This window comes from Candidatus Collinsella stercoripullorum, from assembly GCF_027669965.1.
Lineage (GTDB): Bacteria > Actinomycetota > Coriobacteriia > Coriobacteriales > Coriobacteriaceae > Collinsella > Collinsella stercoripullorum.
Map to the genome: position 1 here is coordinate 1 of NZ_JAQECM010000002.1, position 23,222 is coordinate 23,222.

At 67.4% G+C, this 23,222-nt stretch carries 18 protein-coding genes and 4 tRNA genes; 19 read left to right on the forward strand and 3 right to left on the reverse strand.

Translation table 11 applies throughout. From position 1 onward, the window contains the following. Positions 1-145: 145 nt before the first annotated feature. The 6 genes from rapZ (at position 146) to gpmI (ending at position 7,010) form a co-directional block, all read left to right on the forward strand. Entirely contained in the window at positions 146-1,087 is a 942-nt protein-coding gene (gene rapZ, locus PHA29_RS00560) for an RNase adapter RapZ (protein WP_270405209.1), read from the forward strand. Between the two features lie 97 nt (positions 1,088-1,184). Further along, positions 1,185-2,123 (forward strand): DNA-binding protein WhiA, encoded by a 939-nt coding sequence (gene whiA / locus PHA29_RS00565; RefSeq protein ID WP_270847457.1) that lies wholly within the window; start codon positions 1,185-1,187, stop codon positions 2,121-2,123. 179 nt (positions 2,124-2,302) lie between these two features. Next, positions 2,303-3,328 (forward strand): type I glyceraldehyde-3-phosphate dehydrogenase, encoded by a 1,026-nt coding sequence (gap, locus tag PHA29_RS00570; protein WP_270405207.1) that lies wholly within the window; start codon positions 2,303-2,305, stop codon positions 3,326-3,328. A gap of 168 nt (positions 3,329-3,496) precedes the next feature. Beyond that, complete coding sequence (locus tag PHA29_RS00575; protein WP_270847459.1) at positions 3,497-4,693, forward strand: phosphoglycerate kinase; 1,197 nt, start codon at positions 3,497-3,499, stop codon at positions 4,691-4,693. After that, on the forward strand, positions 4,683-5,450 hold the full coding sequence (gene tpiA, locus PHA29_RS00580; RefSeq protein ID WP_270847460.1) for a triose-phosphate isomerase: 768 nt from the start codon (positions 4,683-4,685) through the stop codon (positions 5,448-5,450). The genes PHA29_RS00575 and tpiA overlap by 11 nt, the downstream gene beginning before the upstream one ends. A gap of 3 nt (positions 5,451-5,453) precedes the next feature. After that, a complete protein-coding gene (gene gpmI / locus PHA29_RS00585) occupies positions 5,454-7,010 on the forward strand; it encodes a 2,3-bisphosphoglycerate-independent phosphoglycerate mutase (protein ID WP_270847462.1) in 1,557 nt (518 codons plus the stop codon). A 97-nt stretch (positions 7,011-7,107) separates the two neighbouring features. On the opposite strand, the gene PHA29_RS00590 is transcribed toward gpmI, so the two are convergent. Next, entirely contained in the window at positions 7,108-7,425 is a 318-nt protein-coding gene (locus PHA29_RS00590; RefSeq protein WP_270405203.1) for a GNAT family N-acetyltransferase, read from the reverse strand. 673 nt (positions 7,426-8,098) lie between these two features. Here PHA29_RS00590 and PHA29_RS00595 point away from each other — a divergent pair. The 11 genes from PHA29_RS00595 (at position 8,099) to PHA29_RS00645 (ending at position 21,253) form a co-directional block, all read left to right on the forward strand. Further along, entirely contained in the window at positions 8,099-8,917 is an 819-nt protein-coding gene (locus PHA29_RS00595) for a transposase (protein ID WP_270847464.1), read from the forward strand. A gap of 105 nt (positions 8,918-9,022) precedes the next feature. Further along, positions 9,023-9,277, forward strand: a complete 255-nt coding sequence (secG, locus tag PHA29_RS00600) for a preprotein translocase subunit SecG (RefSeq protein WP_270405201.1) — start codon at positions 9,023-9,025, stop codon at positions 9,275-9,277. A 387-nt stretch (positions 9,278-9,664) separates the two neighbouring features. After that, entirely contained in the window at positions 9,665-11,335 is a 1,671-nt protein-coding gene (locus PHA29_RS00605) for an ABC transporter substrate-binding protein (RefSeq protein WP_270847465.1), read from the forward strand. 219 nt (positions 11,336-11,554) lie between these two features. Continuing rightward, positions 11,555-12,592, forward strand: a complete 1,038-nt coding sequence (locus PHA29_RS00610) for an ABC transporter permease (RefSeq protein ID WP_270405199.1) — start codon at positions 11,555-11,557, stop codon at positions 12,590-12,592. Between the two features lie 13 nt (positions 12,593-12,605). Beyond that, complete coding sequence (locus PHA29_RS00615) at positions 12,606-13,559, forward strand: ABC transporter permease (RefSeq protein WP_270847466.1); 954 nt, start codon at positions 12,606-12,608, stop codon at positions 13,557-13,559. Then, a complete protein-coding gene (locus PHA29_RS00620; protein WP_270847467.1) occupies positions 13,559-14,686 on the forward strand; it encodes an ABC transporter ATP-binding protein in 1,128 nt (375 codons plus the stop codon). Before PHA29_RS00615 ends, PHA29_RS00620 begins: the two co-directional genes overlap by 1 nt. Position 14,687: 1 nt before the next feature. Then, the gene (locus PHA29_RS00625; RefSeq protein ID WP_270405196.1) at positions 14,688-15,716 is read left to right on the forward strand and encodes an ABC transporter ATP-binding protein; all 1,029 of its coding nucleotides are present in this window, start codon (positions 14,688-14,690) and stop codon (positions 15,714-15,716) included. A 321-nt stretch (positions 15,717-16,037) separates the two neighbouring features. Continuing rightward, entirely contained in the window at positions 16,038-17,741 is a 1,704-nt protein-coding gene (locus PHA29_RS00630) for an ABC transporter substrate-binding protein (RefSeq protein ID WP_270847469.1), read from the forward strand. A 78-nt stretch (positions 17,742-17,819) separates the two neighbouring features. Beyond that, positions 17,820-17,909: transfer RNA gene (locus PHA29_RS00635), tRNA-Leu, on the forward strand. Positions 17,910-18,027: 118 nt separating this feature from the next. Further along, complete coding sequence (locus tag PHA29_RS00640) at positions 18,028-20,412, forward strand: GAF domain-containing SpoIIE family protein phosphatase (protein WP_270847471.1); 2,385 nt, start codon at positions 18,028-18,030, stop codon at positions 20,410-20,412. 97 nt (positions 20,413-20,509) lie between these two features. Continuing rightward, positions 20,510-21,253 (forward strand): anti-sigma factor antagonist, encoded by a 744-nt coding sequence (locus PHA29_RS00645; protein WP_270575169.1) that lies wholly within the window; start codon positions 20,510-20,512, stop codon positions 21,251-21,253. Positions 21,254-21,404: 151 nt separating this feature from the next. Here PHA29_RS00645 and PHA29_RS00650 read toward each other — a convergent pair. Further along, positions 21,405-21,478: transfer RNA gene (locus tag PHA29_RS00650), tRNA-Cys, on the reverse strand. Positions 21,479-21,524: 46 nt separating this feature from the next. After that, positions 21,525-21,600, reverse strand: a tRNA-Gly gene (locus PHA29_RS00655). A gap of 119 nt (positions 21,601-21,719) precedes the next feature. Here PHA29_RS00655 and PHA29_RS00660 point away from each other — a divergent pair. Beyond that, the gene (locus PHA29_RS00660; protein ID WP_270847473.1) at positions 21,720-22,643 is read left to right on the forward strand and encodes a putative ABC transporter permease; all 924 of its coding nucleotides are present in this window, start codon (positions 21,720-21,722) and stop codon (positions 22,641-22,643) included. Between the two features lie 491 nt (positions 22,644-23,134). After that, a tRNA-Val gene (locus PHA29_RS00665) sits at positions 23,135-23,209 on the forward strand. The last annotated feature ends 13 nt before the right edge of the window (positions 23,210-23,222 follow it).

Below are 23,222 nucleotides of genomic sequence, written 5' to 3' on the forward strand. Positions count from 1 at the left end.
CGGGCGCGTCCGCCGGGCGCGTGCGCCCGCCCCGCCCCGGTCCGCCATCGGGGGCGCCCGCCCGCCGAGGGGGCCGGACCGCCTGCGGCTGGGTATACTGGGGGGCAGGGCGCGCCTGCGCCCCCGACCGACCGAGGAGGTCCGCATGGCCGATTCCGCACCCAACCCCATCACCGCAGCCGAGCTCGCCGACCGCGTGCCCGACGTCGTGATCATCACGGGCATGTCCGGATCGGGCCGCACGCAGGCCATGCACGTGTTCGAGGATATGGGCTACTTCTGCATCGACAACCTGCCCCCGCGCCTCTTCCTGCAGCTCGCCGAGCTCGTGGGCATCAACGCCGGGATCGGACGGCATCTCGCGGTCACCTGCGACCTGCGCAGCCAGGGCCTGTTCGACGAGCTCCAGGACGCCATCAAGGCCCTCGCCGACCACGAGATGAGCTGCAAGGTCGTCTTCCTGGAGGCCTCCGACGAGGTGCTCATCCGCAGGTACAGCGAGAACCGCCGCCGCCACCCGCTCGCCATGCCGGGGGAGGCCACGGCCGACGCGATCCAGCGCGAGCGCGTGCAGCTGCGGAGCGTGCGCGACCGCGCGGACATGATCATCGACACGAGCCGCCTGCGCACCAGCGCGCTGCGCACCCGGCTGCGCCACGCCTTCTCCGAGCTCACCGACCAGCAGCTCATGGACGTCCACGTGTTCTCGTTCGGCTTCAAGCACGGCATGCCCGTCGAGGCGGACATCATGATCGACGTGCGCTTCCTGCCCAACCCGTTCTACGACCCCGAGATGCGCACCATGACGGGGCTCGACGAGAAGGTATCCGGCTTCGTGCTGGACAACCCCAAGACCCGCGAGTTCCTGGAGGCGTGGTACCGCCTGCTCGACGCGGTGATGCCCGGCTACGTAGCCGAGGGGAAGCCCCAGCTCTCCATCGCCATCGGGTGCACGGGCGGGCAGCACCGCAGCGTGGCGATCGCGGAGGCGACGGCGCGCTACCTCGAGCGCCAGCAGTACCATGTGAGCATCTCCCACCGCGACCTGCCGCGCGCGAACCGGACCGCTACGGGCGAGGCGCACTGACGCCCCGCCGTCGGGGTCGGGTGCGGTCGGCGCAGGCCGGAGTGCGGCGCAGGTCGGAGGGCGGTGCAGGCCGGAGAGCTGAGGAAGGGGAGGACCGATGTCATTCACCGCAGAGGTGCGCGACGAGCTCTCGCGGTGCGCGCCGGAGTGCGAGTACTGCAACCTGGCGACGCTCGCCGCCCTCACGCGGGTCTGCGGCACGCTGAGCCTCGTGGGCCGCGGGCACTACCGCCTGCAGGTCGCCACGGAGACCGGGGCCGTCGCCCGGACGATGATCGGGCTCACCCATCAGATCCTGAAGCTCGAGACCGAGTTCACGGTCCGCCGCTCGGTCCTGCACCGCGTGCGCAACTACCTGATCTCCCTGCCCGACCAGCCCGACCTCGAGAAGGCGCTCGTGCTGCTCGGCATCCTCGACCGCTCGGGCTCGCTCGTGACGGGGATCCCGCACCACGTGGTGGCGCGGGACTGCTGCCGGCGCGCCTACATCCGCGGCAGCCTCATCGCGGGCGGGTTCGTCGCCGACCCCCGCGGCGACTTCCACCTGGAGATCTCGGTGAACGGGGAGGGGTTCGCGCAGGCCCTCGCGGACCTCATCGGCCAGACGGGCGTGCGGGCCCGCGTCAACCGGAGGAGGTCCTCGTTCGCGGTGTACGTCAAGAGCGCCGAGGACATCCTGCGCCTGCTCGAGGAGGTCGGGGCGACCCGCTCGGTCGCCGAGATCCGCGAGGCACAGGCGGTCAAATCGGTCAAGAACGAGGTCAACAGGCGCGTGAACGCCGAGCTCGCGAACCAGGGGAGGAGCGCCGGCGCCGCCCAGCGGCAGCTCGAGCTCATCGACCAGGTCGATGCCCTGGGGCTGCGCGACGGCCTGCCCGAGGCGCTCGCGTCGTTCTGCGACCTGCGCCGGGCGCACCCGGACCTGTCCCTGCGCGACCTGGGGGCGGTCGCCGACCCCGCGCTCTCGAAGTCCGCGCTCTACCATCGGGTGCTCAGACTCGAGCGGATCGTAGCCGAGGCGCGCGGTGATGAGTGAAGCGTTTCAATGGCCTTTGTACTGGGGTTTTGAAGCGAATCAACGGAGTGAAAATTCTCAAATCACCCCCATTGTCGCGACACGCGCCCCGAAAAAACGGTATATTCTAAGAGGTTTGTTTTGTAGGCCTCCCAAGGCAGGCAAGGGAACCTGCCGGGGCCTCGCGAAAGGAGACAAGCATGGCAGTAAAGGTTGCGATTAACGGCTTCGGCCGCATCGGTCGTCTCGCGTTCCGCCAGATGTTCGGCCACGAGGGCTCCGAGATCGTCGCCATCAACGACCTCACCTCCCCCGACATGCTCGCGTACCTGCTGAAGTATGACTCCACGCAGGGCAACTACTCCCGTGACCACCAGGTCGAGGCCGGCGAGGACTCCATCACCGTCGACGGCAAGAAGATCACCATCTACAAGGAGGCCGACGCCAAGAACCTCCCGTGGGGCGAGCTCGGTGTCGACGTCGTGCTCGAGTGCACCGGCTTCTACACCTCCAAGGCCAAGGCCCAGGCTCACATCGACGCCGGCGCCAAGAAGGTCGTCATCTCCGCTCCGGCCGGCAACGACCTGCCGACCATCGTCTACAACGTCAACCATGAGACGCTGACCGCCGAGGACGACATCATCTCCGCCGCCTCCTGCACCACCAACTGCCTCGCCCCGATGGCCAAGGGCCTGAACGACTTCGCCCCCATCGTGTCCGGCATCATGACCACCATCCACGCCTGGACCGGCGACCAGATGCCGCTCGACGGCCCGCAGCGCAAGGGCAACAAGCGCCGCAGCCGCGCCTGCGCCGTCAACATCGTCCCCAACTCCACCGGTGCCGCCAAGGCCATCGGCCTGGTCCTGCCCGAGCTCAACGGCAAGCTCATCGGTGCCGCCCAGCGCGTCCCGACCCCGACCGGCTCGCTGACCAACCTCTACGCCGTCGTCGACAAGAAGGTCACCGCCGACGAGGTCAACGCCGCCATGAAGGCCTACTCCGAGACCATCCCGGAGACCTTCGCCTACAACACCGATGACATCGTCTCCACCGACATCATCGGCGAGACCCACGGCTCCATCTTCGACGCCACCCAGACCATGTGCTCCGATCTGGGCAACGGCCAGACCCTGGTGCAGGTCGTCTCCTGGTACGACAACGAGAACTCCTACACCTCCCAGATGGTCCGCACCATCAAGTACTTCGAGAAGTTCATCGGCTAGGTCCGCGCAGCGGATACGAGCTCTCCGATAGCGTCTTAGACAAGGGGGCGCGGCCTTAAGGCGTATGCCCTGAGGTCGCGCCCTCGTCGTGACGGGAGGGCGGGCTCCCGCGCCCGGCTTTCGCGCGGCGCCCGGCCCCTCCGCCACCGAAGAGAAAGGCAACAGCACATGGCTTTCACCAAGAAGACCGTCCGCGACATCGACGTCGACGGCAAGCGCGTGCTCATGCGCGTCGACTTCAACGTGCCCCTGAAGGACGGCGTCGTGACCGACGACACCCGCGTGCGCGCCGCCATCCCCACCATCTCCTACCTGAAGGACCACAACGCCAAGGTCATCCTCATGAGCCACCTCGGCCGCCCGAAGGGCGACGGCCCCGAGCCCGAGCTCTCGCTCAAGCCCGCCGCCGACAAGCTCGCCGAGCTCACCGGCTACGAGGTCAAGTTCGTCGACGACACCTACGGCGAGAAGGCCGCCGAGGCCGTCGCCGCGCTGGAGCCCGGCGACATCCTGGTGCTCGAGAACGTCCGCTTCGACAAGCGCGAGAAGAAGAACGACCCCGAGATCGCCAAGACCCTCGCCTCCTACGGCGACGTCTTCGTCCTCGACGCCTTCGGCACCGCGCACCGCGCCCAGGGCTCCGTGGTGGGCCCGGCCGCGTACCTGCCCGCCGTGGCCGGCTTCCTGCTCGAGAAGGAGGTCGACACCCTGACCGGCATCTTCGCCGAGCCCGAGCGCCCCTTCGTCGCCATCGTCGGCGGCTCCAAGGTGTCCTCCAAGATCGGCGTGCTCGACCACCTCATCGACTCCGCCGACACCCTGATCATCGGCGGCGGCATGGCCTACACCTTCTTCCTGGCCAAGGGCTACACCGTCGGCACCTCCCTGCAGGAGCCCGACTGGGTCGAGCGCGCCGGTGAGATGCTCAAGAAGGCCGAGGACAAGGGCGTCAAGATCCTGCTGCCCGTGGACAACGTCGTGACCGACCACTTCGGCGAGGACGCCGTGGGCGAGGTCGTCGACTCCGACAAGATCCCCGCCGACCGCATGGGCATGGACATCGGTCCCAAGACCGAGGCCCTGTACGCCGAGGCCATCGCCGGCGCCAAGACCGTGTTCTGGAACGGCCCCATGGGCGTCTTCGAGATGGACCAGTTCGCCCACGGCACCCAGGCGGTCGCCGAGGCCGTCGCGGCCAACGAGGGCTGCACCTCCATCATCGGCGGCGGCGATTCCGTCGCTGCCGTGAACAAGTTCGACCTGGCCGACAAGATGTCCTGGATCTCCACGGGCGGCGGTGCCTCCATGGAGCTCGTCGAGGGCAAGGCCCTTCCCGGAGTGGAGGCTCTGAACGATGCCGAGTAACCGCACCCGCCTCATCGCAGGCAACTGGAAGATGAACAACGACGTCCCGGCCGCCAAGGAGCTCGCCTCCGCCCTGGTGGAGAAGGTCCCCGCCGACAACGGCGTCGAGGTCGTCGTCTGCCCGCCCACCATCGATCTGGCCTGCACCTCGCACAAGATCGAGGGTTCCGCCATCAAGCTGGGCGCCCAGAACGTCTACTGGGAGGCCTCCGGCGCCTACACCGGTGAGACCTCCTGCGCCATGCTGAAGTCCGTGGACGCCGCGTACTGCATCATCGGTCACTCCGAGCGCCGCGACTACTTCCATGAGACCGACGCCGACGAGAACAAGAAGGCCCGCGCCCTCATCGCCGCCGGGATCACCCCGATCTTCTGCTGCGGCGAGAGCCTCGAGACCCGCGAGGCGGGCGAGCACGTCGCCTTCGTGACCGCGCAGATCCGCGCCGGTCTCGACGGCGTCGAGATCGACAGCGCCGATCAGCTGGTCATCGCCTACGAGCCCATCTGGGCCATCGGCACGGGCAAGACCGCGACGGCCGCCGACGCCCAGGAGGTCTGCGGCGCCATCCGCGCCACGCTCGCGGAGATCTACGGCGAGGAGCTCGCCGGCGGCATCCGCGTGCTGTACGGCGGCTCCGCCAAGCCCGAGAACATCGCCGGCTTCCTGGCCGAGGAGGATGTCGACGGCGCCCTCGTGGGCGGCGCCTCCCTCAAGGCCGACGACTTCGCGGCGATGGTCGAGAAGGCGGGGGAGTAGCCCATGGCCGAACGTCACCTGCCCGCGCTCCTGGTGATCATGGACGGCTGCGGCCTGGCGCCCGAGGGCGCCGACAACGCCGTGGCCGCGGCGAAGACGCCGTTCCTCGATCACCTGTACGCGACCTACCCCCACACCACGCTGGGCGCCTCCGGCGAGGACGTGGGCCTGCCCGACGGGCAGATGGGCAACTCCGAGGTCGGCCACCTGAACATCGGTGCCGGGCGCATCGTGTTCCAGGAGCTGTCCCGCATCAACAACGCCATCAAGGACGGCTCCATCGAGGAGAACGAGACCCTCGTCTCCGCGATGGACGACGTCGCCAAGAGCGGCGCGACCCTGCACCTGCTGGGCCTCGTCTCCCCGGGCGGCGTGCACTCCATGCAGCGCCACGGCGAGAACCTCGCCGCCGTCGCCGCCATCCACGGCGTGGAGCACATCCGCTTCCACTGCTTCATGGACGGGCGCGACGTCGACCCGCACTCCGGCGCGGGCTACATCCAGACGCTCAAGGAGAACCTCGACGCGCTGAACACCTACGCCGGCACCGACGCCCGCATCGCCACGGTCTCCGGCCGCTACTGGGCCATGGACCGCGACAACCGCTGGGAGCGCGTCGAGCGCGCCTACGACGTCATCACCCTGCCGTCCGACACCGAGACCGACCCGGTCGAGGGCGTGCGCGCCTACTATGAGCGCGACGAGCGCGGCGACGAGTTCGTCGAGCCGTTCGCCTGCCACAACGAAGGCGTGCGCGACGGCGACGCGATGGTGTTCTTCAACTTCCGTCCCGACCGCGCCCGCGAGATGACGCGCGCCTTCACCGAGGCCGATTTCGACGGCTTCGAGCGCAAGGTCGCGCCGAAGCTCTCGCACTTCGTGTCCATGACGGAGTACGACGACACGTTCACCAACGTCGAGGTGGCCTTCCCCAAGACCTTCCCGCAGAACGTGCTCGCCGACGTCATCGCCCAGGCCGGCCTGAAGCAGCTGCACACCGCCGAGACCGAGAAGTACGCCCACGTGACGTTCTTCCTGAACGGCGGCGTCGAGGAGCCCAAGGAGGGGGAGGAGCGCGTGCTCGTGCCCTCGCCGAAGGTGGCCACCTACGACCTGCAGCCCGAGATGAGCGAGCCCGAGGTCACCGAGAAGCTCGTGGCGGCCATCGAGGCCGATGCCGCGGACTTCTATATCGTCAACTACGCCAACTGCGACATGGTCGGCCACACCGGCGTGTTCGACGCCGCCGTCAAGGCGGTCGAGGCTGTCGACGACGGCCTGTCCAAGGTCATCCCGGCCATCCTCGCCAAGGGCGGCTTCGCGCTCATCACCGCCGACCACGGCAACGCGGACCACATGTTCGACGTGGACGACGCGGGCGAGAAGCACCCGTTCACGGCGCACACCACCAACCGCGTGCCGTTCATCGTGGTCGATCCGGCCGCCAAGCTCACCGGCATCGAGGACGGGCGCCTGTCCGACATCGCGCCCACCATGCTCACCATGGCGGGTCTCGAGCCCTCCGCCGAGATGACCGGCCGCGTGCTCGCCACCGAGTAGCCCTTTTTGGGACGGGGTCATTTTTGCCCATGCCAGGGGCCGTTGCGGTGCATCCGCGACGGCCCCTTCTTTTATGGTGGCCCTTTTTGGGACGGGGTCATTTTTGACCATATGGCCAGCGACGCATGGTGCGCGGCGCCGGCGGGAAGCGAAACCGCTCGCAGAGGAGCATCGCCCCTTCGTTTCCCTCGACAACCATGAGTTCGAGGTCATCGACCCCGGTTGCATCGAATGGGGCGATCGCCCACGAGAGCAGCCGGGTACCTAGGTCGTTGCAGCGCCAAGCGGGAAGCACGCACAGCTCGTCGATGTATCCCCGACCGCGCACGATATCGATTATGTAGAATACCGCGGCCTTTCCGCCGCACTCGACATTTGATAACGACGACCTGCGTCTTACCAGTGGCGAGGTCATCTCGGCATTCCTCAAGCTGCATATCGACTGTGGCGGTTGGGAACCGGCCCGCAGCATGGGCGTAGACATCGTTATGATGCTGCGCCAACGCTTCGTACAGCGGTTTCAGTTGTGCGACGCCGCAGCTGTCGATGGCCGTGAGATGGAAGTCGGAGTTCTCGTCCAAAGCCGGGCCTTGCTGCAGCTGCTTAGGGGATCGAAGGGGCGGCCGGCGCACCGGCAGATCGTCGGCTAGGGTCGCTTAGGGGCCGGCGTTCCCCGTGCGAGGTGGCCGAGCAGCCCGAAGGCCGCGCTTGGACGAAACCGTATCAAAGTCGCGCCGCCCGGGCGGAATCGCGTTCGGCCGGAACGGCTCCCAATAGATTTCCTCGCGTGCAGCGCCACGGTTGCGATGCGACGGGGCGCTGGGGACATCGCCGAGGGGGTTCGGCTCCGAGTCGGTAGCGCTGATCGCGGAACCAGGCTTCCCTTGCATACTCCTGTCAGCATCCTTACCGGATCCCATCGGGTTCCTTGCAGGAATCTTACTGCACAATAGGCTGTCTACCTGCAGTAATAATGGGTACTAGCGTATAACGCGCTTTCGGCTGCGGCTTTGAGCGCGCGGGAGGGAGTGAGCAAAAATGACCCCGTCCCCAAAGGACCAAACGGGGTCAGACGGGAGGTGGCGAGCATGCCGCGGAGGGCGCGAGAGTATGCGGATACCGGCTTCTACCATGTTATCCACCGGGGCAACGGAAGGCAGCTGCTCTTTGAGGACGATCGGAGCCGCCGATTATTCCTGAAACTTCTGACCGAGCACACCTCCGAAAAGGAGATAGATATCATCGCGTGGTGCCTGATGAGCAATCACGTTCATCTTGTCCTGCACGACGAGGGAGGCAGGCTCAGCGAGGCGATGCACGGGCTCGCGACATCGTATGCCCGCTACTTCAACGGCACGACGGGGCATGTCGGATCGGTTTTTCAGGACCGATTTACCAGCGTGCCCATCAAAGATGACCGCCAGCTGCTCCAGGCGGTCCGATACGTGCACGAGAATCCGGCAAAGGCCGGCATCGCGGAAGTCGGGCGGTATCCGTGGAGCAGCTACGGGGATTACCTACGGGGACCGGGGATCACGCATACGGCGACGGTGCTTGACATGCTCGGCGGACCCGACGGCTTTCTGCGCTTCTGCTCGGATGGCAGATACGGCTGGTACTATGCGCGGGTATCGAGGAAGGTGCCAGATGATGAAGCGCTGCAGGCTGCACGGGCAGCACTCTGCGGGGGAGACCCGGGCGCGATCAAGGCCCTGCCGCGCTCAGAGCGCGATGCCGCGCTTTGTCTCTTGCGAGATGCGGGTGTGACGCTAAAGCAGATCGAGCGGCTCACTGGTATCGGCCGAAGCGCCGTCATGCGCGCGACGAAACGCGCGGGCACCTCGATGAGCAAAAACGACCCCGTCCCCGAAAGACCCACCGAAAGAGCCGCCGAAGGGGTCGAATGAGCAAAAACGACCCCGTCCCAAAAGGGCTCAGATGGCGATTGCGTGCGGCGGGTTCGGGTGTGGTACCATACGGACTGTTCGAACGTACGTAGAAGGAGTGTCCCCGTGGGTCCGTTCCAGATCATCCTGTTCATCGTGTGGGCGCTGTCCACCCTCGCGCTCATCGCGCTCGTCCTCATGCATTCCGGCAAGGGCACCGGCGTCTCCGACATGATCGCCAGCTCGCTGTACAACTCCAGCGCCGCGACGGGCGTCATGGAGCAGAACCTCGACAAGCTCACGGTCATCGTCGCCGTGGTCTTCGCCGCGTGCGTCGTGCTCGCCATGTTCTTCTTCCCCCAGGGCATCGTGGGCATCTAGGCGCGCGTATCTACCGAACCGACCTTCAGGCGGGCCGTCCGGATTCCGGGCGGCCCGCCTTTCGTTTCCGCCCTCCCCGTCGTACCGACCCCTCGGGACGCCCGCATGGGGCTTACCCGAACGTTACGAAACGGTTACAGGAGGGAGCGGTCGGTTGCGGGGGGTCAACGGCGAAACAGCATGAATTATGCAAGAAGTCACAGGAAGGACTCCGTTTTACTAAAGCTGAATCAGCGCATCGGCCAAATTGAGCACTTTATTATGCAAAAGTTGCGGTAGAGTATAGCCCAACGCGTGCGGGGTGCCCGACAGCCCGGGTCCCGTGGCGACGCTACCGGAAGGGGAGGGAGGTGTCGCTCCCTCGACCCGAATCCAAAGGAGGATGGCATGGCTGAATTCCTGAACAAGCCGATGGGACGTCGCACGTTCATCGGCAGCGCCCTGGCTGCAAGCGCCCTCGCCGCTCTGGCGGGCTGCAGCGGCGGCAACGGCGAGAGCTCCGGTTCCGGTGACTCCGGTGCCGCGGCCCCCTCGGTCGGCGAGAACTACATGAGCTTCTACCTGTCCGAGCCCGCCTACATCGACCCCTACAACGGCCAGGAGAATCAGGGCATGGCGGTCATCCACGCCTGCTTCGACAGCCTGCTGACCTGGGACTACAACACCAACGAGGCCGTCCCCCTCGCCGCCGCCGACCTGCCGGCGGTCTCCGAGGACGGCCTCACCTACACCTTCACCCTGCGCGAGGGCATGACCTTCCACAACGGCGACCCGGTGGACGCCGCCTCCTTCAAGCGCGGCTGGGAGCGCGTCGCGAGCCCTGCTATGGCGACCCCGTCGGACATCTGCTACCACCTCGCCCCGATCGCCGGCTACGATGAGTTCCACGCCGGTGACGCCGACGAGATCACCGGTGTCGTGGCCGTCGACGACCTCACCCTCCAGGTGACCCTCTCCGCCCCCATGGCCGACTTCCCCGCGGTCGTCTGCCACCCGAGCCTCGTGCCCGTGCCGCAGGCCGCCCTCGACGACCCGGCGTCCTTCCTGGAGCAGCCGATCGGCAACGGCGCCTTCAAGATGGATGAGCCCTGGCAGCACAACCAGTACATCCTGTGCTCCCGTTTCGAGGACTACTACGGCGAGGCCCCGGCGCTCGACGGCGTGTACTTCTCCATCCAGGCCGACCCCGACACCGCCTATCGCGGCTTCGAGAGCGGCGACATCGACTTCGCTCAGGTGCCCCTGGGCCAGCTCGAGGACAACATCGAGAAGTACGGCGAGTCCGAGGACGGCTTCACCTCGACCCCGGGCAAGCAGGTCATGACCGGCACCGAGCTGTCCACCTACTACCTGATTCCCAACCTCGACGACGAGAACCTCGCCAAGAAGGAGGTGCGTCAGGCCATCAGCCTGGCCATCGACCGTCAGGCCATCGTCGACACCCTGTACGAGGGCTACCGCGAGCCGGCGAACTCCATCATGCCGCTGTCCATCGATGACAACGAGCGCAACATCTGGGAGTTCTGCCAGTACGATCCCGAGCGCGCCAAGCAGATCCTCGCCGACGCCGGCATCGACCCGAGCACCATCAAGGTCACCCTGGACTACAACGGCGACGGCGGCCACGAGGACATCATGAGCTCCATCCAGGCCAACCTCTCCGAGATCGGCATCGAGGTCACGCAGAACACCCTCGAGTGGGCCGCCTACCTGAACTCGCTGTCCGACGGCTCCTACGGTCTCGCCCGCCTCGGCTGGACCGCGGACTACCCGATCCCGGACAACTTCCTGTACCCGAACTTCTTCAGCACCGCTGACAACAACTACAACGGGTACAACAACCCCGAGGTCGACGCCGGCATCCTCGCCGCTCGCCAGATCTCCGACGAGGAGCAGCGCCGCCAAGCCTACCGCGAGGTCTGCTACACCGTGGGCGAGGACATGCCGGTCATCCCGATCATGTTCTACGCGCACAACTACGTGAGCTCCGAGCGCATGGCCACCTTCAACTACGACCCGAGCACCATCCCCCACTTCGAGACGGCCGAGATCGCCTAGCTCTCGATTCCTCGGGTTGCGTAACTGCATGAATCGCGGTTGAACAGGCAGGGCATCGCAGGCGCGGTGCCCTGCCTTGTGAGATGGGTGGCACGGCCCCATCCTCCCGTTTGTGGCTTTCTGCCGCTGTTTACGCTGATAAAACCATTTACGCTTATACTCAGACTTTACGGCGCTGCAGCGCCGGTAGTATCCATCAGACGAGGGAGGGTATCGCCTGTGTTCAAGTACATAGCCAAGCGAATCCTGCAGTTCATCCCTGTCTTCCTGGGCGTTACGCTGATCCTGTTCATCATGCAGAACGTTGTGCCGGGCGATCCGATCAAGCTGATCGCAGGCGAGAGGAAGCTCGATGAGGTCACGGAGCGCAACATCCGCGCCCAGCACGGCCTGATCAAGACGGATGCCGACGGCAACATCATCTACGACGAGAACGGCGACACGATCGAGACGCCGATGTACGAGCGCTACTTCACGTACCTCACCGACCTGCTCCAGGGCGATCTGGGTACGAGCTACCAGCGCGGCACCTCCGTCTCGAGCATCATCCTGCAGAAGTACCCCTACACGGTGCAGATCGCGATCGTGGGCATCATCATAGAGGCGATCGTGGGCATAGGCGCCGGCATCATCTCGGCGATCAAGCGCTACTCGTTCTGGGACGTGCTCGTGACGCTCGTCACCTCGCTGCTCGTCGCCATGCCGGCCTTCTGGCTGGGCATGCTGCTGCAGCTCGTGTTCGGCATCTGGCTGGGCAACGTCACCGGCGGGGCGTTCTCGTTCCCCATCTCCGGCGTCGCCGGCCCGCTCGCCAAGTACCCCGACTGGATGTACTACGTGCTGCCCGCCGTCACGCTCGCCTCGGTCTCCACGGCCTACACCGCGCGCATCATGCGCTCGCAGCTGCTTGACGTGATGAACCAGGACTACATCCGCACCGCGCGCGCCAAGGGCCTGTCCAAGGGCGCCATCATCCGCAAGCACGCGCTCAAGAACGCGCTCATCCCGGTCGTCACCTACGTGGGCATGGACTTCGGCGCCATGCTCGCCGGCGCGATCCTCACCGAGACGGTCTTCTCGTGGCCCGGCATCGGCCGCGAGACCTACGTCGCCATCACGCAGCGCGACTGGCCCATCGTCATGGGCTCGGTCACGGTGATCGTCTTCGTGGTCATGATCATCAACCTCATCGTCGACGTGAGCTACGCCTTCCTCGATCCCCGCATCAGGCTCGGCAGCTCCAAGAACGAGGGCTAGGGAGGAAGCGCATATGATCTATCCTGTGCACCAGCGTCCCGACGCGGCGGCGCACGCCGACGCGATCGCGGCCGAGCACGGCGGAGCCGCCGTCTCCGGCGCGTCCCGCACCCTGTGGGGTGACGCCGTCAACCGCCTGAAGAAGAACAAGCTCGCCATCATCGCGGTCGTCTGGATCGCCTTCATCGTCCTGGTGGCCCTCACCGCCGACCTGTGGGTCCCGCAGGTCCTGGGCGACCCCAACGCGACCGCGGCGAACATGGCCGCCGAGTCCCGTCTGGCGCCCTCGCTCGAGCACCCGTTCGGCACCGACTCGCTCGGCCGCGACGTGCTCTCGCGCGTCATCTACGGCGCGCGCATCTCGCTCACCGTCGGCGTCGTCGCCACCGGCATCTCCACCGCCATCGGCCTGGTGATGGGCGCCCTCGCCGCGTACTACGGCGGTATCTGGGACACCATCATCATGCGCCTCGCCGACATCTTCCTGGCGTTCCCCTACACGCTGTTCGTCGTGGCCATGATCGCGGTCATCGGCAACGGCATCCAGAACGTGTTCATCGCCATCGGCATCCTCGGCTGGCCGAGCATCGCGCGCGTCTTCAGGAGCGCCATCCTGTCGGTCAAGGAGAACGACTACGTCGATGCCGCCCGCTCCATGGGCGCCTCCGACGTCCGCATCATCGTCCGCCACATCTTCCCGAACTCCGTGGCGTCCATCGTGGTGTACGCGACCATGAACATCGGCGGCGCGATCCTCACCGAGAGCGCCCTGTCGTTCCTCGGCATGGGCGTCGTCCCGCCCGATCCGTCGTGGGGCACCCTGATCCAGGACGGCCAGAAGTACCTGCAGACCGAGCCGTGGCTCATGATCCTGCCCGGCCTCGCGATCCTGTCCACGGTGCTCGCGTTCACCCTGCTGGGTGACGGCCTGCGCGACGCCCTCGACGTCAAGATGAAGGATGCATAATGGCGAAGAAGAGTTCCAGCTACGTCGACCTCAAGACGAAGCCCGTGCCCGAGGGGCGTCATCTGCTCGAGGTCGATGACCTGAAGATGTACTTCCACACCCAGGACGGTATCGTCCACGCGGTCGACGGCGTGTCCTACACGCTCGACCGCGGCGAGACCCTGGGCGTGGTGGGCGAGTCCGGCTCGGGCAAGTCCGTCACCGCGATGACCCTCATGGGCCTCATCGACATGCCCCCGGGCAAGATCGAGGGGGGCCACGTCTACTACCGCGGCGAGTCCCTGCTCGACATGACCGAGGAGCAGATGCAGCACGTCCGCGGCAACGACATCGCGATGATCTTCCAGGACCCCATGACCTCCCTGAACCCGGTCTACAAGATCGGGCGCCAGGTGGGGGAGGGCCTGCGCCTGCACCGCGGCTACACCAAGCAGCAGGCCCAGGAGCGCGCCGTCGAGCTGCTGCGCCTGGTGGGCATCCCCAACCCGGAGAAGCGCGTCAACGAGTACCCGCACCAGTTCTCGGGCGGCATGCGCCAGCGCGTGATGATCGCCATGGCGCTCGCCTGCGACCCCGACATCCTCATCGCCGACGAGCCCACCACGGCCCTCGACGTGACGATCCAGGCGCAGATCATCGAGCTCATGCAGGAGATGCAGGAGAAGAACGGCAACGCTATCATCATGATCACCCACGACCTGGGCGTCGTGGCCGACATGGCCGACAAGATCATGGTCATGTACGCCGGCCGCCCGGTCGAGTTCGGCACGGCCGACGAGATCTTCTACGAGAGCCGCCACCCCTACACCTGGGGCCTCATCCGCTCGATCCCCGAGCAGGCGACCGACGAGAAGAAGCCGCTCACCCCGATCCACGGCAACCCGCCGTCGCTCGTGAACCTGCCCTCCGGCTGCCCCTTTGCCCCGCGCTGCCCGTATGCGGTGGACATCTGCCACGAGAAGCTCCCGGAGCACCACACCACCGAGACCGGCCACTACTCCGCGTGCCACTTCGCCGACGACCCCGAGTTCGTCAAGTTCGCACCCGACACCTCGCGCTCGCGCGGCAAGATCGCGACGGGCACCCCGGACACGTTCGATGACACCCTGAAGGGAGGTGAGGCGTAAGATGTCCGCGAACACCGAGAACATGCCGCTGCTCAAGGTCGAGCACCTCACCAAGGAGTTCCCCGCCGAGGCGGGCATGCTCGCCGGGCGCCTCTCCAAGCGCGTCGTCTCCGCCGTGAACGACGTCTCGTTCGAGATCCACGAGGGCGAGACCTTCGGCCTGGTGGGCGAGTCCGGCTGCGGCAAGTCCACGACGGGCCGCTCCATCATGCGCCTGACCAAGCCCACCTCGGGCAAGGTCTACTTCCAGGGGCACGACATCGCCAAGATGAACCGCAAGGAGCTCAAGGCGATGCGCCGCGAGATGCAGTTCATCTTTCAGGACCCGTACGCCTCGCTGAACCCGCGCATGACCATCGGCGAGATCGTCTCCGAGCCGCTGACCATCCACAACGTCGGCACGCGCGAGGAGCGCATGCGCACCGTGCGCGAGCTGCTCGACGTGGTCGGCCTGAACCCCGAGCACATCAACCGCTACCCGCACGAGTTCTCCGGCGGCCAGCGCCAGCGCATCGGCATCGCCCGCGCGTTCGCCCTGCGCCCGAAGCTGATCATCTGCGACGAGCCGGTCTCCGCCCTGGACGTCTCCATCCAGGCGCAGGTCCTCAACCTGCTGAAGGAGCTGCAGCAGCAGTTCGGCACCGCGTACCTGTTCATCGCGCACGACCTGTCCGTCGTGCAGCACATCTCCGACCGCGTCGCCGTGATGTACCTGGGCAAGATGGTCGAGCTCTCCGACTGGAAGACGCTCTACAACGACCCGCACCACCCCTATACGCAGTCGCTGCTCTCGGCGGTGCCCGTGCCCGACCCCGACGTCCAGAAGACGCGCGAGCGCATCATCCTCGCGGGCGACCCGCCCTCGCCGATCGACCCGCCGGCCGGCTGCCGCTTCCATACGCGCTGCCCGATCGCGCAGGAGGTCTGCTCGACCGATCAGCCCGAGTTCAAGGAGGTCGCGCCCGGTCACCGCTGCGCGTGCCACTTCGCGCGCCGCTTCCCGATCCGGGAGTCCCATATCGACCTCTAGGCTGCCTCGCCGACGACCACGGCCTCATCGCCGCGCCCCGGCCCCCGCGCGCCCGCCGACCCCTCGGCGGACGGGTGCGGGGCCGGGGCGCGGCCTTTTCCTGCGCCCGGGGCCCGGCGGGTCCGCGTCGCCGCGTCCTTTGGCCGTGCGAACCCGTGATGACGAGGCGGTCGTCGCGCGTCCCGGCGCGTCTTCCGCAGGAGCGGGGAGGGCGCGGCAGTTGTGGTGGTTTGACGGGTGCGGGGGCCGGGGCGCGATGTGCGGGACAATACCGGCAGGACATACGGGTCCGACCGGACCCCTCGGGCTGGAGGTGCTGATATGGCGACGACCGACGGAAAACTGGTGAGCAGGCGCGGCCTGCTGCGCGGCTCCCTTGCGCTCGCGGCGCTCGCGTCGCTCTCCGGCTGCACCGGCACCGCTTCAGACGGCGGCTCGTCGACGCCGCCCGCCGCCGGCTCCGCCGCATCGGAGCCGGCGACCCTCTCGCTCGGCATCCTCGAGCCGGTGTGCATCGACCCGTTCAACGCGGTCGACGAGGCGGGCGCGCAGGTCGCCTACCAGCTGTTCGACCCGCTCACCCGCTATGACTTCGCGGCGGGCGAACTCGTCTACCTCGCCGCGGAGAGCTGCGCCGCCTCCGAGGACCGGCGGACCTTCACCTTCGTCCTGCGGGAGGCGACCTTCCACGACGGCACGCCGGTGCGCTCGGCTGATTTCAAGCGCGCGTGGGAGCGCATCGCGAGCCCGATCAGCGCGGCGACGCAGTACCACGGGGCGTCGAGCGCCGCGTACCTGCTGTCGTTGGTCGAGGGCTACCAGGCCCTGCGCGGCGGCTCCGCCACGGGGCTGTCGGGTGTCGCGTGCCCCGACGACCGCACCCTCGCGGTGACGCTGTCCATCCCGTACGCCGACTTCCCCTATGTGGTTGCGAACCCCTGCCTCGCGCCCGTCCCGCCCGCCGCGGAGGAGGACGCCGCCGCCTTCGCGGTGCATCCCGTGGGCAACGGCCCCTTCTCGCTCGCGGAGGCGTACTCGAAGGGCGACACCGAGCTCGAACTCGTCGCGTACGACGGCTACGCGGGGGATGCGCCGCGGATCGCCGGCGCCCGCCTCGCCGTGTACCAGACCATGTCCGATTCCTACCAGGCGCTCGAGGAGGGGGACCTCATGGCCTCCCCCTGTCCCGTCGAGCGGGTCGACACCGGAGCGGCGGCCTGGCGCTCCGACGACCCGGCGCTCGAGCTCACCCGCGACCGCCGGTGCGTGCTCGGCTGCACGCCCACGGTGTCCATGCTCGTCTGCAACACCGCCGCCGCCCCGCTGGACAACGCGGGGCTGCGTTACGCCGTGTCCATGGCGATCGACCGGGAGGACCTCGCGCGCACCGTCTTCCGCGACGCCCGCATGGCGGCAGACGGCGTCGTCGCGCCGGATATCCCCGGCTACCGCACGGGCGCCTGGCCCTACGCCGTCCACGACGCGGACGCGGCGACGCAGCTGCTCGACACGCTCTACCCGCGCGACTCCTCGGGGGAGCGCGACGTCCACCTGACGCTCAGCTACAGCTCCGGCAGCGGTCAGGACGACGCCATGGAGGCGATCGCCTCCGACCTCGAGGCGGTGGGCATCACCTGCGACCTCGACCCGGTCCCCTACGACGCCCTGCGCAACCGCCTGGCGACCGGCAACTTCCAGCTGGGGCGCTTCGACTGGACCCCGGGCTTCATGAGCATGGACAACGTCCTGTACCCGCTGTTCGATTCCGCGTCGATCGGGTCGCGCAACTACGCGCGCTATTCCGACGAGCAGGTCGACGCCCTCATCTCCGAGGCGCGCGGCCAGGTGGGCGAGGAGGTGCGCATCGAGCTGCTCCAGCAGGCGGAGGATATCGTGGCGGCGGACTGCCCGGTCATCCCGTACCTGTTCGGCGGGTTCTCGTTCTCGGGCACGCAGGAGCTCGAGAGCCTGCCGGTGGATCCGCTCGGCTACGCCCATCTGGCCGAGGCCGAGCTCGCGGAGTAGGGGCTTCGAAATAGTTTGAAAAAAAGTCCTTGCATCCGACCGAGCGCTTGGGGTAATATCTTCTTCGCCGAAAGGCACGTCGGAGTGGCGGAATTGGCAGACGCGCTAGCTTGAGGTGCTAGTGACCAATTTACGGTCATGCGGGTTCAAGTCCCGCCTCCGACACCATCGATTTCCCAGAGCCTCCTCGCGAGGCTTTCTTTTTACCCATCGGACATGTCATGATAGTGCCCGTCCGCCCGCGCCCCTGTGCGGGCGCGGGGCACGATGCTGCGGAGGTGCGCTGATGGAATCCATGGCAACGGATGAGTTCTCCGAGGTCGCGCGTCTGGTGGACATGACGAGCGACGCCATCGTCCTGTGCCGGCGCGACGGGACCATCCTGCATGTCAACCACCAGATGGCCGAGCTCGCCTCCCAGGAGCGCGACCGCCTGATCGGTCAGGACATCAAGGACCTCCTGTACAGCGAGGACTTCGAGCGCGCCGGGGGCCACAGGCTCCCGTTCAGCACCGACGGGCTCGACAACAGCTGCATGCTCAAGCTGCCCGAGGGCTCCTTCATCCACGTGCGCGCCCGCGCGGGCGAGGTCCCGCCCCATCCGCTCGGCATCAACGGGGTGGACGGAAGGCGGCTGCTCGTGGTCATCAAGAACCTCGAGGAGCGCTATGCCTACGACCGGCAGACCCAGCGCCTGTTCTCCGAACTCCAGGCCGTCAACCGGAGGCTCTCCGGCACCCTGTCGGTGATCATGACCGCGGCGGGCTCCAAGGACCTCGTGTCGCTGCTCGACGCCGTGCTCAACAAGATCGTCGAGACGCTCGACGCCGACGGCTCCTCGATCTACTTCGCGGAGAGCGGCGGCTTCAAGCTGCGCGGCGTGAGCTACGGCCTCGCGCGCGACTACGTCCCCGAGTTCATACCCTTCGGCGCCGGCATCCCCACCTACGTGCTGCGCGAGCAGCGGGCGTGCAACCTCGCCGTCACCCCGTCCTCCTATGGCGGCGGGCCGGAGTCGTGCATCTACTTCGACCTCGACACGCACGAGACCGGGTCCCTGCGCATGGAGAACATGCCCCCGTACCGCACCCTCATCGCGGTCCCGGTGTTCTTCGGCACGCAGGTGCTCGGCATCCTGGAGCTCGGCTGGAAGCGCCCGCGCCTGCCGCGCGGGTTCGACGCGCGCGTCCTGGAGGTGGTGTGCGACTACCTCTCCATCGGGCTGGTCGGGGTGGTGAGCAGCCTGCGCTCCCGGCGGACCGAGGAGCTCACGCGCTCGCTCAACCGCATCCGCGAGGTCATGTACTCCCAAAGCGACGACCGCGTCGCCGTATGGCGCGAGATGGACGAGGAGATCCATCGCGTGCTGCGCTGCAGGACCTGCCGGATCGGTCGGGACGAGCGGCGGAACTGCTATGTGATCGACTTCGAGGGCGGCAGCCGCGTGTGCCTGCCCGGCACGGTCGAGGAGATGTTCCTCTCCGCCACCGCGCCCGCCGCCCGCGTGGACCCGGCCGCGCGCCTGCCGTTCGAGCGCGGGCAGAGCGCCTGGTCGTGCACCCCCGACGACCTGAAGGCCGTCCGGCTCGTCCGCGTCGACGCGACGTCGTGGGCGGGGGAGTGGCTCGCGTCGCGCGGGCTCCCCAGCCAGGGGGTGTTCTTCGACATGCGCGACAGCGACATGCCCCCGGAGGCCTGCGGCGCCGACGACTCCCTGCCCGAGGACTCGCCCGTGCGCGAGGGCATGCCGCGCATGATCCTGCTCCTGCGCGACGGCTCGCAGGAGCCCATCGACGACATCGAGTACGACTACCTCGTCCGGCTCGCCCACGACTTCGAGATCATGTGCCAGGGGATGAAGCGGACGAGCTCCGAGCGCAGGATCGCCCAGACCCTGCAGGTGGGCATGCGCAACGACCTCGGGCGCGTGCCGGGCATCACCGCCGACTCGCTCTACTCCTCCGCCACGCAGCAGGCGCTCGTGGGCGGCGACTTCTACACCCTCATCCGCCTTCCCGACGACCGGGCCGTGATGATCCTGGGCGACGTCTCGGGCAAGGGGGTCGAGGCGGCGTCCATGTCGGCGCTCGTCAAGACCGCGCTGACCGCCTACGCATGGGAGGGCGCCGGCCCGCAGGACATGGTGCGCTCGCTCAACGGCATGCTCATGAGCTTCTCGCGGGTGGAGACCTTCGCGACCATGTTCGTTGCCAAGATCGACCTGCGCTCCGGGACGGCGAGCTACTGCTCCGCCGGGCACCCGCCCACCGTGCTGATCCATCCGGGCGCGCCCGCCGCGGACGGCGCCGCCGACGGGGACACTGCCCCCGGGGACGCCTGCAGCGCCCCGCCCGCCGAGATGGAGCTGCTCACCGTGCAGTCCGGCGTCGTGGGCGCGTTCGAGTCGATGGCGTACGAAGGAGGGAGCTTCTCGTTCTCGCCCGGGGACATCCTGTTCATGTACACCGACGGCGCCATCGAGGCGCGCGACGCGTCCGGGGCCTTCTTCGGCGAGCGGCGCCTGTACGACGTGCTGCTGCGCGCATCGGCCCACGGGGTGACGGGGCTGTGCTCCAGCGTGCTGGCGGAGCTGGACGCGTTCAGCGGCTCGGCGCTCGACGACGACATCGCGCTCGTCGCGCTGCGCTTCGACGGGGACGGGCGCGCGTGAGGCCGTGCGGGCGGGGCGCGGGCGGGGCGGCCGGCATCGCCCGGGGCATCTCGGCGCGGTGTGATTAGAGCCGCGTCCTCCCGGGAACCATGAGCGTATGAACGAGTGGAACGACATAGCCGTGATCTCCCCTGCGCGCGACATCGACATCTCGACGGTCGCGACGCTGCGCGAGCAGATCGACACCCTGGTGGAGCAGGGTGTCAGACGCGTGATGGTGAACTGCCTCAACGTGGGCTTCATCGACTCGTCGGGACTCGCGTGCCTGCTCTCCCGGGCGCGGAGGCTCCACGCCAAGGGAGGGCTCCTGTCGCTCGTGAACACCTCGCCCGGGGTGACGCGGTCCATCCAGATCGCCCGCCTGATCGACGCGCTGCACGTCACGGCGGCGGTCCGACCTCCGGTCCCGCTGCTCAAGCCGGGGGCCATGCCGCTGTGGAGCAAGAGCGTCTCGGTGCGCGAGGGCGTCGAGAACCTGGGGTACTACCGGCACCGGGTGGTCGATATGATCTCGGCGCTGCCCATGAGCGCGAGCGACCGGTTCGATACGGCGCTCGCGGCGGGGGAGGCCCTGTCCAACGCCTACGACCATGCGGACGGGGCGGCAGGGTGCACGATGATGGTCATCGCGTATCCGGACCGGGTGGTGATCGAGGTGCGCGACCGGGGCCGCGGGTACCAGATCGCCGCGGACGAGGAGCCCGATGAGACCGAGGAGCGCGGGCGCGGGATCAGACTCATGCGCATGCTCGTGGACAGCGTCGAGGTGATGCGCCGCCGCGATGCGCGCGGGACCCTCGTGCGCCTCATCAAACTGCTGGCGCCCGCCGAGGAGGCGTGAGCCCGGCGGGGGATTCGAGGCGGATGAACCCGCGGAGGGACGCTTCGAGAGGTAAGGCGAAACACCCGTCGCCCCCGCGCCTGCCCGGCGCCGCCCCCGCCCCGAACAAAGCGAGGGCCCCGGCGCTGCGCCGGGGCCCTCGGGGCGTCCCTGGAGGCGAAGCCCGGATTCGAACCGGGGGTAAAGGCTTTGCAGGCCTCTGCCTTACCACTTGGCCACTTCGCCGATATGAAAAGAGCCGATTCGAGTAAAACCGGCTCCCTGCATGCGATGGAGCGGACAACGGGGCTCGAACCCGCGACCCCAACCTTGGCAAGGTTGTGCTCTACCAACTGAGCCATGTCCGCTTGCGAGGAAGTACTATACGCGATTTGCGAGGGGGCCGCAAGGGGGAATCTAAAAAATCCGGTGCGATACAATGGCATCCTGAGAGAACGGATCCAGCGCGCGTCGTCGAGAGGTAGCCTTGTTTCGGATTTCGCTGCTCATCATATTCGTCTTCCTGCTCTGCCGTGCCGTCATCTGGCTCGTTCAGAAGCACCATGACGCCCGCGGGTCCGGCCGGGAGTTCAACCGCCTCGTGTCCGAGGGCATCCTCGACGAGAGCGTCTACGAGGGCGCGGTCTGGCGCGAGGTCGAGCGGTTCGGCAGGCGCCGCATGCGCGCCAAGCTCGCCAAGGCCCAGCGGCGCATCATCCGCGACACGAAGACCTTCCTGCGCAACGAGTACCTCGAGGCGCATCCGCCCTCGATCTACCAGTACATCATCATCTTCCTGATCGCGTCGGTGCTCGGGCTCGTGCTCGAGACGGTGTACACCTTCGTCATGTTCGGCGTCGTGGAGAGCCGCGTGGGGCTGGTGTGGGGGCCGTTCTCCCCGCTGTACGGCTGCGGGGCCGTTCTGCTCACCGTCTGCCTGTGGCAGGTGCGCGACCGGCCCTGGTGGCAGATCTTCCTGCTCTCCGCTCTGCTCGGCGGCGCGCTCGAGCAGACGACGGGATGGGGCATGGAGCGCTTCGCGAACGCGGAGTCGTGGACCTATCTCGGATTGCCGGACCACATCACCCAATGGGTCGCCTGGCGCTTCCTCGCCATGTGGGGGCTCATCGGGCTCACCTGGTGCAAGGTCATCATGCCCGAACTCATCTACCGCATCGGCCAGCCCACCACGACCCGGCAGATGGTCGTGGTGGGCGTGCTGACCGCCTTCATGACGCTCGATATCGTGATGACGGTGGCGTGCTTCTGGCGCGCGGGCCAGCGGCATCGGGGCGTGCCGCCGAGCAACCCCTTCGAGGTGTACGTCGACACGCACTTCGATGACGACTTCATAGCCGACACCTTCGAGAACATGCAGATCGGCGGGAAGCTTCCGCCTGCGGACCGATAGGGGCGGGGCGGCTCGCCGCTGGGGCCGGTGAAGTGCTGCGGCGCCCGCCGGCTCGTGCCGGAGGCCGGTTAAGCGTTGCGGCCGGTGGAGCGCTGCAGCGCCCGCCGGCTTCTTTTTTCTGCCGGTCGCCCGGGCCGCCGGCTCGCCGCCGGTGGCTAGTGGAGCACGAGGGTGCCGGCTCATCGCCGGAGCCGGCGAAAGGCGCCGACGACCGGTGAAACGTGTGGATTCCGGTTCGTCGCCGGAGGCCGGTGAAACAATGGTGTGCATGGACGCCATCGTCTCGCTGACGGAGGCTGCAGGCGAGACGATCGCGTGCGTGCACGCTTTTGTTTCGGAGGGGGACGGGTGCAGAGGGGGTGGCCGACTTCGCTGCCGAGCGCGGGATAGTCGGCGAGTTGTGGGGGAGCGAAAACTTTTTCAAATTGGTGCTTTACAGCGTCGCGGGTGTTCGGTATATTATTTCCCGCGCTGAAACGCGCACCCTGAACGGGCGTTTAGCTCAGGGGGAGAGCGCTTCCCTGACACGGAAGAGGTCACAAGTTCAAATCTTGTAACGCCCACCATCAATGACGAGGC

Excerpts from the sequence above, each read along its gene's own strand:
- PHA29_RS00595 (WP_270847464.1), top strand. The coding sequence starts at position 8,099 with ATGCCGCGGAGGGCGCGAGAGTATGCGGATACCGGCTTCTACCATGTT.
- PHA29_RS00575 (WP_270847459.1), top strand. The coding sequence starts at position 3,497 with ATGGCTTTCACCAAGAAGACCGTCCGCGACATCGACGTCGACGGCAAG.
- gpmI (WP_270847462.1), top strand. The coding sequence starts at position 5,454 with ATGGCCGAACGTCACCTGCCCGCGCTCCTGGTGATCATGGACGGCTGC.
- PHA29_RS00645 (WP_270575169.1), top strand. The coding sequence starts at position 20,510 with ATGAACGAGTGGAACGACATAGCCGTGATCTCCCCTGCGCGCGACATC.
- PHA29_RS00640 (WP_270847471.1), top strand. The coding sequence starts at position 18,028 with ATGGAATCCATGGCAACGGATGAGTTCTCCGAGGTCGCGCGTCTGGTG.
- PHA29_RS00620 (WP_270847467.1), top strand. The coding sequence starts at position 13,559 with ATGGCGAAGAAGAGTTCCAGCTACGTCGACCTCAAGACGAAGCCCGTG.
- PHA29_RS00590 (WP_270405203.1), bottom strand. The coding sequence starts at position 7,425 with ATGACCTCGCCACTGGTAAGACGCAGGTCGTCGTTATCAAATGTCGAG.
- rapZ (WP_270405209.1), top strand. The coding sequence starts at position 146 with ATGGCCGATTCCGCACCCAACCCCATCACCGCAGCCGAGCTCGCCGAC.
- whiA (WP_270847457.1), top strand. The coding sequence starts at position 1,185 with ATGTCATTCACCGCAGAGGTGCGCGACGAGCTCTCGCGGTGCGCGCCG.
- PHA29_RS00615 (WP_270847466.1), top strand. The coding sequence starts at position 12,606 with ATGATCTATCCTGTGCACCAGCGTCCCGACGCGGCGGCGCACGCCGAC.
- tpiA (WP_270847460.1), top strand. The coding sequence starts at position 4,683 with ATGCCGAGTAACCGCACCCGCCTCATCGCAGGCAACTGGAAGATGAAC.
- PHA29_RS00605 (WP_270847465.1), top strand. The coding sequence starts at position 9,665 with ATGGCTGAATTCCTGAACAAGCCGATGGGACGTCGCACGTTCATCGGC.
- PHA29_RS00625 (WP_270405196.1), top strand. The coding sequence starts at position 14,688 with ATGTCCGCGAACACCGAGAACATGCCGCTGCTCAAGGTCGAGCACCTC.
- gap (WP_270405207.1), top strand. The coding sequence starts at position 2,303 with ATGGCAGTAAAGGTTGCGATTAACGGCTTCGGCCGCATCGGTCGTCTC.
- PHA29_RS00630 (WP_270847469.1), top strand. The coding sequence starts at position 16,038 with ATGGCGACGACCGACGGAAAACTGGTGAGCAGGCGCGGCCTGCTGCGC.